Below are 16,568 nucleotides of genomic sequence, written 5' to 3' on the forward strand. Positions count from 1 at the left end.
GGAGATGCCTATGTCGCTGACAGTGGAAAAAGAAGTACAAGGAAAAACGTTGGTTCTTAAAGTTAAAGGAGTTTTAGATATTTCAACGGCACATGCCATTGATCCTTATTTAGAAGAGATTGATCATATCGAAACACTAGTTTTTGATTTTTCTGGTCTGGAATTTATTGATTCAACGGGGATTGGTTCGATTATGAACGCGATTTATTTATCGCAAGAAAAAAATTTCAAACTTAAGCTTCAAGGTATGGACGAATTAACCGATAATGTTTTTGAAACAGTTGGTTTGTATCAAATTTTAGAAGCTATGCAAGGAGAGGTTGGCTGATGCATAAGTACCGCCTAACTTTTACTCATCGAGAAACAACCGCAGATAACCAACAGATCATGGATAAAACTTTGCAACGGGAAATTAACTTGGCTCGGAACATACAAACGCAGCTGTTAAACGGAAAAACTCCTACGTTCGAGGGAGGAGAAGTAACCGGTTCCTCCCTTCCCGCAAGATTAATTGGGGGGGATTATTACGATTTTTACCCTTTAGTGAATGGAAAGATACGAATTGTGGTTGGGGATGTCATGGGAAAAGGAATACCCGCGGCGATGCTTATGATTTTAACTCGCGGCGCTTTTCGGAGCGCGGCTGAAAGCACGAACGGTCCGGCGGAGACCTTAACGGCTATGAACCAGGCGCTGTACGAAGATTTGAGAACATTAAAATCGTTTGTGACGCTGATTTGTGCGGATTACGATCCGAAAACAGGCATTTTTACATACGCGAATGCGGGACATCATCTTCCTCTTTATATTAATGGTAGAGATAAAATGGTAGAAGAGCTTCCAAAAGTAAACGGAATTATGATAGGCGGGCTTCCTAACCAAGTGTATAAAGAGATTTCGATACAGCTAAATGAGCAAGATATTGTATTCTTTTATACAGACGGGATTGTGGAAGCGCAAAATAAAGATGGAGAACAATATAAATTAGAACGGCTGATACAAACATTATTGGAAAACCACGAAAAAAGCGTCAGCGAAATTGAAAAAAGCGTGATGGACTCGATCCGCCAATTTACGCAGGGCGTTCCGCAAAAAGATGATATAACGATGGTCATTTTAAAAGTGAGCAAACAAAAACCTGATATTAGCAGCTTAAATTCCCCTGTAATCAGTGAAAGGGAGGGGTGAGCCATGCACAGTGTCGTTTCAAAGGGGAAAGATATTAAAGAGGCAATTGAACTAGGTTTAGCGTTATTAGGAACGGAAAAAGAAAATGTTAACATTGAAATCATCCAGACCGGAACGAAAGGTTTTTTGGGCATCGGCTCGAAGCCAGCGATTGTAAAGCTTACGAAGCTGGAATCGGCTGATGCGCTGCAAGCACCTGACAAAAATGATTCCATAGAGCAAACGGTTTCTGAAATGAATATCGAAGAAGCCGCCGAACAATCTGATTTTGAATTATCGGAGCGGGAACACGCAAACGCCAATCATATGGACACAAAGGAATCGGACGCTCTAGTCGGCAAAGCATGGGTAAAAGATGGAGCGTTGTTTTGCAAAGCGTCCCCAACACATTTTCCAACAGTGACGATTGGCGAGGGAGTAAAATTATACCGAAATAATGAACTGGTGAAAGAAAAAACGACAATTGTCACCGAAAATGATGTATACGAAATAAAAGTGGAAAACGAAAAAAAAGATACAAAATGGAAAATTTGGATGGACGAGAAAAAATTAAAAGTTTTTTTATATATTGAACCTGGTTATAAAACTATCCGCAAATTACCGGATATCGAACCAAGTCAACACATTGAACTGGTTGTCGAAGAATATAAAGAAGCTTATAACACGCTAAGCTATTCTGACGTGATGCAAAAGTTAGAATCACTCCAAGTAAAACATAGATTTATTCATCAAGAACAAATTGTGAAAGCCCTTGAAGCGAAAGAACCGGGCACTTACGAAATTGCGACTGGCGTAAGCGCCAAAGAGGGCAAAAATGGTTGGGTTGAACTGAACGTCGATTTACAATCCCGCAACGGTCCGGTAGTCAATGAGGATGGAAAAGTCGATTATCGGGAAATCCGGACAATTCCAGCTGTTGACAGAGGTCAAGTGATCGCGACCATTCATCCGCCTGTGCCTGGCCAACCGGGAGTAACGGTAACAAATGAATCTATTCCACCCAAACAAACTTATCCTGTAGTTCTTCGGACAGGAAAAGGAATCATAACGGTCGGCGACAAGATCGTCGCGACGGAATCCGGACGCCCGCAAGTAGAACAAAGAGGACGTCTTGTAAAGGTTTCCATTATGCCAAAACTTACTCATACCGGGAATGTCGATTTATCGTCCGGCAATATCCATTTTATAGGAGATGTCGAGATATTCGGCGAAGTGGAAAAAAACATGGTTGTCGAAGCAAAAGGAGACATCATTGTTCATAAGACCGTCAATATGGCTTCTCTTGTTGCTTCTGGGGCGATTATTACTTATAGTAATATTATCAGTTCGGAAATTTCAGCGGGAAAACATAATATGTTAGTGGCGGAATTGGGGCATTTGCTTGGAATCATACAGCAAAACATGGAAAAAATGATCGGCGTCATCCGGCAGCTCGTCCAATCTCCTGCTTTTAAATCGAGCGACTTTTCCAGAGGAGGTCTGCAGCCGTTAATTCGAATATTGCTGGAGAAAAAGTTTCAAGGCTTTCCTCCGTTAGTCAAAAAATACGTGGAGGTTGTAAGAAAAGGAGAGAATTATTTAGATGATGACGTATGGAAAGAAATAGCGGTTTCTTTGACAAAACTTTTCTTATCTTTAACAAATGAAGTCATCTCTCTAGAATGGATTATGCAATTATCGCAAAAAATGAAAGAACTTCATGAAGTCAGTACGTCTCCCGTCCAACCGGATTCTTATATCTCGATTCCGAGTGCCCTCAATAGCCGAATTTATTGCAGCGGCGATGTGTTTGTCACTGGCAAGGGATGCATTAATACTAAGATTCATGCAGGCGGTGCATTAAGAATCAATGGCGTAGTACGTGGCGGAGAAGTGTACGGAAGATTGGGAGTTGAAATTAACGAAACAGGATCGGAACGGGGAATATCCACGGTAATTGCTGTTCCGCATGACCAAAAAATTAGAATTAATAAGGCGATGGAAGGGACAGTCCTTAAAATCGGAAACGCCAAACATACATTAAAAGAAACTAGACATCACGTGGTCGCGCGCATAGATAAGGATGATCGGATTGTGTTCGAGTAAAAGAAGGAGAGGTTGGTATGATTAAATATTCTTTGCATGAAAACGACGAATATTTAGATGTAAAATTAGTCGGAGATCTAGATATAGACGGAACAGAGGTAATCGAAGAAGAACTGATTCCAAATATGGAAAAATACCAAATGGTCAATATCGACTTTGAAGGTGTCCAGTTTGTGGATTCAACGGGAATGGGCTTATTAATGAATATGGTCCAAAGCCTAAAAGAAAAAGGGATAAAGGTTACGATATCGAACGTTCAACAAGATGTCATGAACGTTTTCGAAATTCTTCAACTTCCAGAAATTTTAGGAGAAGAGATTTTCGTATAAAATAATCGCTACCTCGTTGCGTTGCGAATTTGCTTGGCGTGCCCGGGATATGGACAATTGAGTTGCTGGAATTTTTTATATCGGCGAAGTCGCTGCCAGCAATACCATAAAAGCGCGCCTCTCTCTTGCGCCTTGGCGGCAGAAACGAAAAATCGGCCTTTTTTCCGCACACGCGGAAAAGGCCGATTTTTTCTGGGGAGATGTTCAGCCATGGAACGAACGGAAAAACCCATCGAGAAAGTGTTTGACGATGTCCCATTTCGATAATTGCTTGACCGTTTCTTTTTTTGGCTTTTCCATCTCCAGCGGAACGATGACGTCCATTCCGCGTTTCATCTGTTTTGTCGGATGGGATACGATATATTCGTTTTCGTGGAGGCCTTGTTCGATTTCTTGTTTTCCTCCACGCGCGATTCCTAGCGTCACGTTCCGTTTTTCGAGTTTTCCGTTATGAATGACATAGACGAACGATTTCGTTTTTTCCCGCCGCACCGCTTTAGCAGGAACGGTGATCGCCCCGTTCTTTTCTTTTGTCACTACCGTGACGTTTACATGATATCCGAAAGGAAGTTGTTTTGGCTGTTCGTTCAGCTGCACAGTAAACGGATATTCGCTTTTTGCTTGGAAACTTGCTTCTTTGAGCGGAAATTTGCCGATGTCGGCAATTGTGCCGGCAAAGGATTCTTTTCCGCTCGGAACGCGGACAACCGCCGCCTGCCCGACGGCGAGTTTTTCGATTGTTCCTTCTTTCGCTTTTCCGCGAACGATGGCGGAAGGAGAAGCGATGGTGATCAACGGTTTGGACTTGTTATAGCTGATTTCTTCGACGATACCTGCCGTTTTGCTTTTCACGACAAGTTCGTCTTTTTTCTCTGTTAATTCATTTTGTTGTTCCTCGCATTCTTTCATTTGCCATTCGAGCAGCGTTTTTTCCCGCTCCGCTTCTCTCGCTTTTTCTTCCCACTGCATTTTCATACTGTCTTCTTCGGCCGAAGAAGACAGCGTTGTATAATGATCGATATCTTTGGCAAGCTGTTCGATTTGCGCGTTTAATTGTTCTTTTTTCAGGGCAATTCGCTGAATCTCCCGATCGACGTCTGCATCTGCGTAGCGTATCAGCGGTGTGCCGGCTTGCACTTCTTGTCCTTTTGTGACAAGAATTTCATCGATGGCGCCGAGCTGAGGATCGTAGTAAACGAATTTTCGCTCTGCCGGCGCGGTGAAGCCGTCGGTGCGGACGGTTTCTTTGATCGTCGTTTTCTCCGGTTTTATCCGTTCATTTACATAAACCGATTTTGGAATTTTACTATGTTCATTGAACAACATATAAAAGTTCGCGCATATAAATAGTACTATGACAAGGAATATATATCGCTTCCATCGTTTCATCGCTATTCCTGCCTTTCATTACGATCCGCTGAATGGAAATTCTGTGCACGCCGTGATTAGTAAAGCGAAAAAGAGGTAGACGGTGATGACGATCATCGCGACACGTTGAACCGGTTTTTCCGTCAAAGAGCGAAGAGCGATGATTTGCAGTGATATCGCCCAGATCGAAAAGACGGAAACGGTTCGCAGCAGCGACCATATAATGGTGTGTTTCGTTATGTAAGGTCCCCACACACTAAGGGAAAATGGGGAAAAGAGGTCCTTTACTCCGAAAAATAGCTGCAACGGAAAAAGAACAATATCTTCGAGTAAGAAGATGAGCAAAGCCGGCAGCTGAATCGTTAATAGCTTTGCGAAATCAATCTCCAAAAGCAAATAATAGATGACAGAAGAGATGAACAAAAATAATATCGGAACGAATAGACCGCCCAGAGCGTGCCCGAGCGCGAACAAAAGCTGCGAGAAAGCAAATTGCTCGCTTGTGTATCGGTCGAGATGCTTTGTCAGCTCTTCCGTGCCGATGCCGAAATAAGCCCGCAGCAATGACAGAACAACGCTGGAAAATAGTAGAATCAGAACGACGATCGTCACGTTTTTCACCCGTTCCGCCTCTTTGAGCTGGGCAAACGCGGCTTTCGGACGAACAATTTCCTTTAGCGGATTGCTTTTATACATCATAAACAAGTCCCCCATTATGTATCAATATAGGCATAAACATATTGTAATACAAAGGTGCAGAATCTGTCATTCCCCGAGTGGTTCCTTCTTTATTTGCGCAAAGAAGCTCAGCTTTTTCTAGCTGCAGGCTGGCGTACTGCTGGTAGCCGAAGTTTGTCAGAAGGCGGATTGGAAGTATAGTAGAAAAGGAGAGTGCCGTTTAGTCGGAACTCTCCTTTTTTGTTACTACGATTCGCGTGTTTTTTATCCTGTTTGAGGTGTTGCCAAGTATATGAAAAGATCTTCGCCATGATCCTCGCGTTAGCGATTTTAAGGAATAAAACAGCTGAGACATATTTTTGGATTTTATCATTTCTGTGAAAGCTTATTTACATCGTTGCGGTACGAAATAAATGCAAATAAAAACGCGATAAAGAATACGAGTGAATTGGAATATAAGTAACGGAAATCTTGCGCCGGCAAGGCGATAAATACTGTCCCAGCGTTGAGGAGCACGGCAATCGGAAGAAGCCAAGCTTTTCGATCGTTCCGCAAAAAGGCGATAAATGTGAATAATATGATGAAGAACATATATACTGCCGGACGCCAAATAAACGGTTTGCCTGCCGTTTCTGACAATTTTAAGTATGCACCTACTATTTTGGTTATTGGCTGAGAAATTATTTCGTTTTTTAAGCCAAATTTGTTTCCGTAAAAAACGTTGGTAACGAACATGGACGTGTATCCGTCCTTCGGTTCGTTCATTTGCCAGACGAGTGAAGTTTGCTTGGCCATCGCCTCGATAACGAGTCTAGGATTTTGCCGGCAAATTTCCCACCATGTCCGCAAGTAAGTGGAAAGATGATCTGGGAAAATCGCTTGCTTATTATAGTAGCCGGAAAATTTAATCGGATCGGTCACGTAAGGATTGTATAATTTTTTCCATAAGTCTAATGGCATAATTTTATTGATATATTCGGCTTGTTGTTCGGTCATTTTTCCATTATACGTGATAACGCGGGCGATTTGCTGGGTTGGAATGCTTAATGCTTCGTTCGGATCAGACGGCGTCACTTTCAAATAGGTAAATAAAGGACCTGTTACGGCATAATGAATGGCTACCACCAGTGAAAGGACAAGGAGCCACTGTTTCCATAGATGGCGAAACACCGCGAACAATATTATCAACGATGCTAAACAGACAACGAATCCGTTATGGCGGAAGAAAACAACTCCTAATGCTGTGACTGTAAAAAAGATCAAAGATGGAAATCGCTTCAGCCAGTTTCCATTTGTCATAATAAGCTTGCATATTAGCGTGGTAAACAGCAAAATAAACGTGCTGTATAAAATATCTTTCCAGACTGTGATGGAATAAATGCCGTTGATCGGGCTGACGGCAAATAAAATGGAAACAGTCCAAACTGCCCATTTCGGCGCCCCTGCTTTTTCTAATTCGAATAGGCAATAGCCAATAACAAGCGAAATAATGATGATTTGCGCGATTCCGATCGCGGCCGGGGAGTCCCATATGGATGTTACCAGCATGATAAAAAGCGTGTACATGACCGGATGCCAGTCATTGAATTTTCCAGTATGGGCTTGTTCCCACTGAAATATCGAATCCGCTGTCATCGCGCCGGGGAAAAAGGCGATTAAATAAAACGTCCAAACGATAAGCGAAGGGAAAGCATAGACAAAGATGTACCCCCATTTTTTGTTCGGATTAGGACGGCTAGGGGTTACGGACAGAATCAATGAAGCAATAAATAAAGCAAGCATAAATATACTAACATAAGTTCCGATATAAATTAGGAACTTTATAAACAGCGAGGAGTGCTGCAAATGCGTTTGTTCCCCTTTCATGCTGATGACAGCGAAAAGTGGAAACAATAGCATAAACAGCCCCGCTACCCATCGTTTGGCTCGGGAAAGAGACGCAACAAGGCGCGCTTTGTTTTGAAGCACCATATAGTAAGCGGCAAATAGAAGGAAAAATAGGACTCCCCCTTCTGCTAGGATGCTCCAATGAATGGGAGAAAAAAATAAAATAGTACATATAGTACATATGGCGCTCGCCAATGCCGCGATGGCGCTGGAAATCCAATTTTTCAACATGGCATTGCACTCTCCTTTTTCAGAAGCACGACATATTGTAATTGATGAAAAGCGCGATCATCTGTCAACTTTTCAGTAAAAAGCGTTGTCGATGCAATATCATATAAATACGTGCAATGGAGGAAAAAATTCTATAGACAAGCATAACATAATAATAAAGAAGTGGGAAGAAGCCGGAAAAAAGAAGAGAAACGAATTTTGAGCAAAGACTGTTTTTATTGTTTGCCGCGTTTCTCGTTTTTGCCAGAAGCGGCAAACACAGGCTTGAAGGTTGCCCGCACAAAAACCGGAAAAAAATGAAGCGTTAATATCTAAATTACCTTTTAAAAGATATAAGCGTTTTTTTGCAGGGAAATAAATAAAAAAGAAGCCAGACGCTTGGAGAGCGACTGGCTTACCAAACACAAAAATCTTACCGCGGTTTTATTCTACAAAATTCGACAAAATCTGTCGATAAGTAATTGTTTCTTATGGAGTAATATATTCCCATATTATCATTATAAAGTATTTCCGGTTTGCTGGCGGTTGACATACAGTATTGCAACTATTCACGCTTTTTAACAAAACAATTGGTTGCTGCAAAAGGAAAAAAACAAAACACTCCAAAGCGAATTGCTTTGGAGTGTTTTATTTCATTTATAAACCGGCACATCAAAAATAAGCGTGTATCGGTCTAACAAAGCATACAGTGAACTAATATTGGACACTTGTTTAACCGCCCAGCCAATGTCGGTTGCGTATTGATGTACACCTGGGTTGGCTGGATTCCATCTCATTTTGTATAGCGTATCCTGCTTATACGTTGGATTGTTAATATATCGGTTGGCGATGTCCTCAGCCCCGCCGATAATCGCTGCTTCCGGAGTGAACCAGCCTTTCTTATAAGCGTACTCGGCTCCGCAACGGACTGGGCAGCTGTCATAAGCATTCAATCCGTACATGTTATATACCACTTTTGGCGTGACTGGCTTCCCATCGACCTCGCTCACTAACACGCCATTTGCTAATTGGGAAGTGCCGTTTCCTGTTTCAAGGAGAGCGTGTGAAATAAGGTAAATTTCATTAATGTGATATTTTTGCCCTGCTTCGATAAATGCTTGTCCTTTTCCAGCGAGGATACCTTTGCCTGCCAAAATTTTGTCATTTAACTCGTTTAATGGTACACCAGCGCTTTCTGATAGGACAAGAAACTGAAAATATTCTTTGCTGTCGCGGCTGAATCGGCTAGGATCGAGATAGGCTTTGACATCTTCCGGTTTTGCGTTTTTCCAAGGTCCAAACTTAATTTCATACCAGTCTCCCACTTTTCTGATCACTTGCACGACGTCCCCGGCTTTTAACGTCCCTACGATCCAGTAGGATGTGCTTGGTCCTTCCCGGACGTTTAACGTAGTGGCTGTGACCGTTCCGACTGTTGGAAACGTCCCCGGTTTATCAACTTTTACATAATTGGAATGTACGTAAGACGGACTGTTTCGGTATAAGTCGGTTTGTGGATTTTTTTGCATTTGAATGTTTAGCATATCATCTAGTGTTAAATTATAGGTTGTGTAACGAATAATCGGACCAATTTGGATGGCTTCTTTCCACACATAACCGATTCGTCCGCCGATGTCGATGACGACGGAATTATTTTCCTCGCGGATGATTGGATAGCTTTCCCCTTGTTTGATGATTGCGAACTGTGTTTTTGTGTTATTTGGATCTTCGTAAACAGGCGTATCGGATTTTGCCAGAAAGTATTTGTCTATTGGCTGGAGTCCTTTATTTTCATTTTTTAGTTGAACGGAAAATGGAGGTCTTGTCGATGCTTTCCAAACATATGCGACCCCTTTTCCATATTTGATTTCATGCCAGTTTCCGTAGTCGCGCAGGCGAGGGAATATTTGCCCTTTTTCCAAGTAAGCTACGACAATTAATTTTCCTGTGCTGTTGTCATAGACAGGAAGACGGTCTTCAAGCACTTCAAAATACCGGTCTGTGCTTTTGAATGGAATCTTTACGGCACTTTTATGGACATAACCAATCCGTCCCGATACGTCGACACCATACCAATTCCCCAATTCTTTTACGACCGGATAGCTGACTCCTTTTTTAATGGAAGCGAATGGAACTAGCGCTCCAGATGAATTATCGTATACTGAAACATCAACCAACGTTGTAAAAGTTATGCCCGTTGGCGCAGCCGAATTGGCGTTTCGGATGGAAGAACCGCTGGAAGGCTCTGTTGAACCTTTCCAAACATACGCGACTCCTTTTCCGAACTTAATTTGATGCCAGTTTCCGTAATCTTTTATTCTTGGAAATTCTTGTCCTTTCTCCAGTGTGCCGACTTGTACGAGTTTTCCTGTGCTATTGTCATAGACAGCTAGTTGATCGACGGTGACGCGGAAGTAACGGTCAGTAGGTTTGAATTCTTTAGGGGTGATTTGTACACCGCCCTTATAGACGTAACCGATTCTTCCAGAGATTAAAACTTCGTACCAATTTTCTCCGAACTTGCGAATAACGGGATAAGTTTGTCCTTTTTTAATCGTAGCGATGTGAATAAGCGAACCAGTTGAATTGTCATATACAGGCAAATCGATCGTAGCGGTAAATACCATGCTTCCTCCCGCGTTGCTGCCTGTTTTCATCGGGCTGTTTCCGTTCGAAGGAACTGTTGCCCCTTTCCAAACGTAACCATATTTTGTGCCAAATTGAATTTGATGCCAATTCCCGTAATCTTTTATTCTTGGAAACTCTTGTCCTTTTTCTAGTGTGCCGACTTGCACGAGTTTTCCTGTGCTATTGTCATAGATGCTTACTTGCTCGTCAGTAACGCGAAAATATTTCGTGCTCGCCGTAAATTGGGAGGATGTCGTTTCCGCTGTTGATACAGTTGATGCAATGGAAGCCCGCGCCGCTGTTTGATTAGCGTCTTCGCTTTTAGTAATCGTTGTGGTATTTGTTTCTGGCTGTTTTGTTTTCACTTCTGCCTGGCTTGTTTCTGAGACGTTTGCCGGAGCGGCGTTTGTGGTTTTTGTTTCTTCGGTATCGACCGCTGCTTTATTGTTTGCGCCTATTACAGAAACAAACGGGGATTTTTTTATGTATCCAAGTTGGTTTCCAATAATGATTTCAAATGCATCATCAAGTTCCTGAAAGATCGGATATTGTTGTTCCGGCATTAAATATCCGATTAGTTTACCGTTTTGCGCGTAAATGGGTGCTTTTTCTTTCGCTAGCGCGTATGAAGGTTGCGTTTTGTCTTCATATGTGTAGCTTGTTGGCGGTTCGGAAAGAACAGCATTTTGCACATCTGCATCATCAAGATAAGCAAGTTCGGTTCCCCACTGAATGTAAACGTGGTTGTTTTCCAGTTTTATAACTTTCAAAATGGTTTCTTTCGTTAATTCTCCGACTAGCTGATTCGTTTCCGCTTGTTTGACTGGCGCCGATTCGCTTGATACTTGAACGTACGTGTTTGCTGTTTCGCTAGCATTTTCTGACGTGCTGGCGGCATATGCCGGAGAAATGGCATAGGAAACTAGCAAAATTAAAATCGATAGCAAAGCTGCGAATTTTCTTGTCTGTATTCCCATTCGCGCTTTAAACACCTCCTTAAAAAATAGTCAATACAAATTATATCATTTTTCCCAACAAGTTGACATAGTTCGATGACACTAAAAAATAGATAGAGAGATGTTTGGGATTTAATATCGGATTATATCAAAATAGAAAACGTTGGTTTCATAAATTTTGTGAAAATGCAACGAAATGGCGAATGGATGTAAGGAGAGCATGATGAAAAAGGTATGAAAAGCCATCATTCCTTCGAATTTGGCGATGATGGGGCGGCATGTATGGACACCGGAAATTTTTTCTTACTAGAGAAGCAAGAAGCTGGAGCCGGGGGAGAAATTCAACTCACCGGTGCGTTCAAAAATGGAATGAAAAGCAGCCGGTAACGCTTACAGCTTTATGGAAAAAGGGGCGATGTCGGCGAGAGGTTGGGATTTGTGAAAACAACCATTGAGTTTGCTTTGCGAAATGGAGGATCTGATTGCGTTTTTTTAAGGATGTCATAAAAAACTGCCGGAGCGGTAAGGGAATGTTCCCATGTCCCAATGCGTTGAATAGGGATGAACTTAAAAAACTTTTCACGTTTAGGACGATCACCAAAATTACAGCACAAGGAAAATAGAGCCGATAATGATGAACAGCACTCCGGCGATTTTTTTTCTCGTGATCGTTTCCTTCAACAAAATGGATGACAATAGAAACGTCCAAACATATGTGATCGATGTCAGAGGAAATACAACTGTATATGGAAGCTGCTGTAATACGATAATATTTAATATCGCGCTGACGCCATAAAGCAGTACGCCGGCCGCAAAAAATGCAAGGAACGGAACGTGAAGTCCGATGCGCTGGCTTGCTGCTTTTTTTAAATAATACCCTCCCAATGCGCCGAGAAACGTCATGAAGATAAGCAGTAATAATGATTTAATCGTCCCCACCCCCGATTAGGACTGCGCCGGCGACGATCAATACGACTGCCATTGCCCGCATCGCAGTAATGTGTTCATCGAGAAAAGTAACGCCAAGAAGAAGCGCGAACACATACCCCATGCTTAAAAGAGGGTGGAGCACGGACAGGCTCCCGAAGCGGAAGGCGACAGTCATGAGAACGGCGCCAATGCCGTAAAATAGAAACCCTAGAATTAAGTTGCGGTTCCACTGTCCTCCTGATAATTTCCAAAACATCTGACCGCTTGCTGTGCCCATAGATGCCAGCAAAATGAGAATGATACCAATTTTGTTTTTCTTGATGGATTGAATAAACGCGTTCATTGGGCATCCCTTTCTTTCGATGGAAGTGAATATATGCGGGCATAGAAATCATCGAATACCGCTCGCAGCCAAGCTATAAAGCTGGCTGCGTAGTGATTAAGAGACGTCATTGCTTTCTCTCTTTCTCAATTGTTCATATATTCTGTTAAGTTCAAGTTCATACTGCTTTCGATGCGCAGCGGCAACTGTGTCTAAAATAAGTCCGCAAGCAAATGACAGCAACGAGAAAATCATTAATCCTACCGCTAAAATGGCGGAAGGAACGCGGGTAATAAACTTCGTTTGAATAAATTCAACTACGACGGGGATGCCGACGGCGAGCCCAAGAATGAAAAATAGCAGCGCCCATAATGAAAAGAACAAGAACGGCTTATAATCTTTAAATAAGGTAAAAATCATTTTTAACACTTTCCATCCGTCGGAAAACGTGTTAAGCTTCGATTCGCTTCCTTCGGGACGGTCCCGGTAATCAATCGCCACTTCTTTAATAAGAAATTTTTTATCAAGCGCGTGGATGCTCATTTCTGTTTCGATTTCAAATCCTGGACTCATAACGGGCATTGATTTTACAAATAATTTGTCAAAGGCGCGGTAGCCCGTCATAATATCTTTAATGTCGCTTTTATATAAAAAATTGATTAAGTTTTTTACGAGATTGTTTCCAAAGTTATGAAACGGGCGTTTGTTTTCTTGAAAATATGTCCCGTTGGATAACCGGTCGCCAATCACCATGTTGGCTTCTCCTCTTTTAATTGGCTCAATTAGCTGATGAACAAATTCGGCAGGGTACGTATCATCCCCATCGACCATGACATAAATGTCAGCGTCGATTTCGCGAAACATGGACCGAACGACGTTTCCTTTGCCTTGGCGAAATTCTTTGCGGACAATGGCGCCATGTTCAGCGGCGATTAATGACGTTTTATCCTTCGAATTATTGTCATACACATAAATTTCCGCTTCCGGCAATTCGCGTTTAAAATCGCTAACGACTTTGCCAATCGTTTTTTCTTCATTGTAACAAGGGATAAGCACGGCAATCTTCATGCTGTTCACTCCTTTACCGTAAAATATCTACCCGTTTTTCACATCGCAAGAAGCACAGGACAGGGACAAGCATATCATTTATTCGTCATTTTTTCTACCGTATCCCCGGTTTTCATTCGGAAATATTTTGAAGCGATCCTTAAATATCTGTCTTCATGAAATCTTTAATTTTGCTGGACCTTGAGAACCGGTCATTGCTTTATCAAAATGGGTTTTCCAAAATGAAACTTTGTATATATCGCATCACACACTTCTATCATTTTAGCGCAATCATTGACCGATTTAAACAAAAAAGAAATTGTAAAATTTACTTGTATCTAGGTACCGAAAATGTCTGCTAAAATGAAACAGCAGCCAACCGAGTCTTTCATTTATATATTTAGAGGGAAGAGCGATATATTCTAGCCTGGCCGCCTTGTGAAAAAAGGCGGCTCTTTTTTTGGTTGTTTGTTATACTAATGTGGGAAAGGAGGAAGAGGTGAAGCTATGCGGAATCCTTTGTTATTTATGCTTTGCTTATTAATTGGCTTTATATTCTTTTTTGAAAAAGACGTGCACGGCCAGTCGTTATCTGAATGGTTGGTTTATTTCCAGAGTGAAAAAGGTTATTCGCTATTTATGGAAAAATACGGAGATAGAGTAAAAGATCAAGAGAAAGAGAAGCAATGGGTAGTAAAAGCTCTGTTTACTAAGGAGGAAATCGACGAAATTCAAAAGCTTTCCATCGTCTCAAAGGTGGAACCAAATTATCAAAAATCGCTTGCTTCTTCTATTATTTTTAATGATCCTTTTTTTTCTCAACAATGGGGGATCAATAAAATTGATATATTGTCCGTGGCACCTGAGTTTCACGAACGCAATATTTTGCTAGGAAAACAAATCGCAACTTCCCAAGGTGCGATGGCATATGAAGGACAGCCATTACATACGCTAAGCTTTTCGATTTTGTCAGAGGAAGAAATGAAACTGTCCCGTTTATCGGTCACGGTTGATCATGTTGAGGGCCTGTGGACGCTTAAAGTGATGGATGAGAACGGAAATGTGCTCGCGCAAAATAGCGGCAATTTATCCACGCTAGATGTGTTGTTACCGAAAACCAAAACGTATAAGGCGCTACAAATCGATATTCAAGCGAATCGATGGGAAAAGCTGCCGGTTATCACTAATATGACAGCGGTGAATCATGTGCTTGTTGCTGTCATTGATACAGGGGCGGCGCTGCATAAAGACTTTTGCGGAAACGTTCTTCATAGTTTAGGGAAAGATTATGTTCATCCGGGAAGGCTGGCGTTGGACGACCATGGACATGGTACGCATGTGACGGGAATTATCGCTGCTTGTGCGAATAATCATGAGGGAATTGTTGGAACAGCGGGTTTTGCTCCTGTCGACGTTGTTCCTTTCAAGGTGCTTGATCGTGAAGGGACGGGAGGTGATTTTGAGATTGCCAAAGCTGTCAATGACGCTGTATCGATGGGGGCGGATGTCATTAATTTAAGCTTGGCTGGGAAAGGAAAGACGCTTGTTTTGGAACAAGCGGTTCAAAATGCGATTCAACATCATGTTGTTGTCGTAGCGGCTGCAGGCAATTGGGGGAGTTCACTACAGGATGTTTATCCTGCGTCATACCCAGGAGTGATTGCTGTTGCGGCGGTAGACGAAAACAATCAAATTGTCCCTTATTCAGACTACGGATGGAAGCTGGATATTAGCGCACCTGGTGAAAATATTCTCAGTACCTATATTAATAACGAATACCGGACGTTAAGCGGAACTTCCATGGCCACGCCTTTTGTGTCGAGCGTGGCGGCGTTATTAAAGGCAACGGACCCGCGCTTGGATGACATACAAATTCGCAAGCGGCTATTTGAGTCAGCGGAGGATATACAAGAAAAAGGATATGATATTCATTCGGGATATGGCGTGGTGCAAGCAGCGAAAGCCATTCATCTTCCGTACAGCGAAGCGGTTGACTGGTTGACGATCAAAAGCGGCCAGCCGATTTCGTTTTCGGAACAGCAGCTTCTCGGCATCTCGAAAGGATTGATTGGCAAGGATGTGTATGTATTTATCGACGATCAGTTAGTAGAAAAAAGAAACGTGGAAGATCGTTTGCTTTCCTTTGCATTGCCTAATGTGCCGTCGGCTAGGAATGAGAAAAAGCTGACGGTTGTTGGCGCGGATCATGCTGGAGAGGTAGCTGCTTTTGATGAGCGCTGGGTGAATTCGACGTCATCTGCGTCCGCTTCCTTTTCTGATGTCCCGCCATCATTTTGGGCATATGAAGAAATTCAAACGGCGTACCGTGAAAAATGGATTAACGGTTTTACCGATCATACATTTCGTCCTAACGCTTTGTTAACGCGGCGGCACGCCGTGATGATGATGAATCGGTTGTTTCAATGGCGACCGCAGCAAATCCGATCCCCTTTCCTCGATACGCCGTTGACATTGGCAGGGGCGGTGCCGATTTACGCTGCATATGGCCAGCGTGTTGTGAAAGGATATGATGATGGACATTTTTATCCGGAACGGTTTGTGACGAGGGCGCAAATGGCGGTGATGCTGGCAAGAGCATTAAAATTAAGCGAAAACTCATTTTCCGGCACTCCTTATGCATTTAAAGACATGGAGGGGAATTTTGCTTATTATGCGGTGCAGCAGCTGGCAGATAAAGGAATTGTCACGAAGCAGCCGTATTTTCGCCCAAATGAGTTTCTTACTCGCGCTCAATTTGCGGCGATGCTTGCAAGAACATATCAATATATGCTGAACAAAAAGTAAAGCTCATCACGCTTGACGTGGTGGGCTTTATGTCGTTTATTTGGAAAAGTTTGTCGGATTTGGGGTTGCGATTTTAGACATAGTTTCATAGAATTAAATGATAGAGAAAAGGGGGTACATATTATTCCAGAATTT

The 16,568-nt window shown here is 42.4% G+C and carries 12 protein-coding genes and 1 pseudogene; 6 read left to right on the top strand and 7 right to left on the bottom strand.

All coding sequences use genetic code 11. The features are described from left to right. Positions 1 to 10 precede the first annotated feature (10 nt). Genes MWM02_RS01690 through MWM02_RS01705 form a run of 4 tightly spaced genes read left to right on the top strand, consistent with a single transcriptional unit; the run spans position 11 to position 3,602 of the window. On the top strand, positions 11 to 328 hold the full coding sequence (locus tag MWM02_RS01690) for an STAS domain-containing protein (RefSeq protein WP_064552218.1): 318 nt from the start codon (positions 11 to 13) through the stop codon (positions 326 to 328). Beyond that, positions 328 to 1,188, top strand: coding sequence for a PP2C family protein-serine/threonine phosphatase (locus MWM02_RS01695; RefSeq protein WP_244402815.1), 861 nt, complete (start codon positions 328 to 330; stop codon positions 1,186 to 1,188). The genes MWM02_RS01690 and MWM02_RS01695 overlap by 1 nt, the downstream gene beginning before the upstream one ends. 3 nt (positions 1,189 to 1,191) lie before the next feature. After that, positions 1,192 to 3,273: a flagellar assembly protein A gene (locus tag MWM02_RS01700; RefSeq protein WP_244402816.1), complete on the top strand. Its 2,082-nt coding sequence runs from the start codon at positions 1,192 to 1,194 to the stop codon at positions 3,271 to 3,273. Between the two features lie 17 nt (positions 3,274 to 3,290). After that, entirely contained in the window at positions 3,291 to 3,602 is a 312-nt protein-coding gene (locus MWM02_RS01705; protein WP_244402817.1) for an STAS domain-containing protein, read from the top strand. 204 nt (positions 3,603 to 3,806) lie between these two features. On the opposite strand, the gene MWM02_RS01710 is transcribed toward MWM02_RS01705, so the two are convergent. The 4 genes from MWM02_RS01710 to MWM02_RS01725 all read right to left on the bottom strand — a co-directional run bounded on the left by MWM02_RS01710 (position 3,807) and on the right by MWM02_RS01725 (position 11,350). Continuing rightward, a complete protein-coding gene (locus tag MWM02_RS01710; RefSeq protein WP_244402818.1) occupies positions 3,807 to 4,991 on the bottom strand; it encodes an efflux RND transporter periplasmic adaptor subunit in 1,185 nt (394 codons plus the stop codon). An 18-nt stretch (positions 4,992 to 5,009) separates the two neighbouring features. Then, complete coding sequence (locus MWM02_RS01715; protein ID WP_244402819.1) at positions 5,010 to 5,669, bottom strand: hypothetical protein; 660 nt, start codon at positions 5,667 to 5,669, stop codon at positions 5,010 to 5,012. A gap of 348 nt (positions 5,670 to 6,017) precedes the next feature. Further along, on the bottom strand, positions 6,018 to 7,766 hold the full coding sequence (locus MWM02_RS01720; RefSeq protein ID WP_244402820.1) for a DUF6020 family protein: 1,749 nt from the start codon (positions 7,764 to 7,766) through the stop codon (positions 6,018 to 6,020). A gap of 632 nt (positions 7,767 to 8,398) precedes the next feature. Continuing rightward, a complete protein-coding gene (locus MWM02_RS01725) occupies positions 8,399 to 11,350 on the bottom strand; it encodes an SH3 domain-containing protein (protein WP_244402821.1) in 2,952 nt (983 codons plus the stop codon). A 229-nt stretch (positions 11,351 to 11,579) separates the two neighbouring features. On the opposite strand from MWM02_RS01725, the pseudogene MWM02_RS01730 reads away from it, so the two are divergent. After that, positions 11,580 to 11,836 (top strand): annotated as a pseudogene (locus tag MWM02_RS01730) (hypothetical protein); the annotation flags it as partial. A 96-nt stretch (positions 11,837 to 11,932) separates the two neighbouring features. Here the strand turns inward: MWM02_RS01730 and MWM02_RS01735 are convergent. From MWM02_RS01735 to MWM02_RS01745, 3 genes are all read right to left on the bottom strand, one after another. Continuing rightward, positions 11,933 to 12,268, bottom strand: coding sequence for an EamA family transporter (locus tag MWM02_RS01735; protein WP_232509590.1), 336 nt, complete (start codon positions 12,266 to 12,268; stop codon positions 11,933 to 11,935). Then, positions 12,255 to 12,602, bottom strand: a complete 348-nt coding sequence (locus MWM02_RS01740; protein ID WP_064552208.1) for an EamA family transporter — start codon at positions 12,600 to 12,602, stop codon at positions 12,255 to 12,257. The genes MWM02_RS01735 and MWM02_RS01740 overlap by 14 nt, the downstream gene beginning before the upstream one ends. 96 nt (positions 12,603 to 12,698) lie before the next feature. Next, a complete protein-coding gene (locus MWM02_RS01745; RefSeq protein WP_064552207.1) occupies positions 12,699 to 13,649 on the bottom strand; it encodes a DPM/DPG synthase family glycosyltransferase in 951 nt (316 codons plus the stop codon). Positions 13,650 to 14,135: 486 nt separating this feature from the next. Here MWM02_RS01745 and MWM02_RS01750 point away from each other — a divergent pair, with 486 nt between their 5' ends. Further along, positions 14,136 to 16,433 carry a S8 family peptidase gene (locus MWM02_RS01750; protein WP_244402822.1) on the top strand — a complete coding sequence of 766 codons (2,298 nt, stop codon included), beginning with the start codon at positions 14,136 to 14,138 and terminating at the stop codon, positions 16,431 to 16,433. Positions 16,434 to 16,568 lie beyond the last annotated feature (135 nt).

The sequence above is a fragment of the Parageobacillus sp. KH3-4 genome, assembly GCF_022846435.1.
GTDB lineage: Bacteria > Bacillota > Bacilli > Bacillales > Anoxybacillaceae > Parageobacillus > Parageobacillus thermoglucosidasius_A.

Bases quoted from the DNA above. Each gene is read 5' to 3' on its own strand.
- MWM02_RS01690 (WP_064552218.1), top strand. From the start codon at position 11: ATGTCGCTGACAGTGGAAAAAGAAGTACAAGGAAAAACGTTGGTTCTT.
- MWM02_RS01695 (WP_244402815.1), top strand. From the start codon at position 328: ATGCATAAGTACCGCCTAACTTTTACTCATCGAGAAACAACCGCAGAT.
- MWM02_RS01700 (WP_244402816.1), top strand. From the start codon at position 1,192: ATGCACAGTGTCGTTTCAAAGGGGAAAGATATTAAAGAGGCAATTGAA.
- MWM02_RS01705 (WP_244402817.1), top strand. From the start codon at position 3,291: ATGATTAAATATTCTTTGCATGAAAACGACGAATATTTAGATGTAAAA.
- MWM02_RS01710 (WP_244402818.1), bottom strand. From the start codon at position 4,991: ATGAAACGATGGAAGCGATATATATTCCTTGTCATAGTACTATTTATA.
- MWM02_RS01715 (WP_244402819.1), bottom strand. From the start codon at position 5,669: ATGATGTATAAAAGCAATCCGCTAAAGGAAATTGTTCGTCCGAAAGCC.
- MWM02_RS01720 (WP_244402820.1), bottom strand. From the start codon at position 7,766: ATGTTGAAAAATTGGATTTCCAGCGCCATCGCGGCATTGGCGAGCGCC.
- MWM02_RS01725 (WP_244402821.1), bottom strand. From the start codon at position 11,350: ATGGGAATACAGACAAGAAAATTCGCAGCTTTGCTATCGATTTTAATT.
- MWM02_RS01740 (WP_064552208.1), bottom strand. From the start codon at position 12,602: ATGAACGCGTTTATTCAATCCATCAAGAAAAACAAAATTGGTATCATT.
- MWM02_RS01745 (WP_064552207.1), bottom strand. From the start codon at position 13,649: ATGAAGATTGCCGTGCTTATCCCTTGTTACAATGAAGAAAAAACGATT.
- MWM02_RS01750 (WP_244402822.1), top strand. From the start codon at position 14,136: ATGCGGAATCCTTTGTTATTTATGCTTTGCTTATTAATTGGCTTTATA.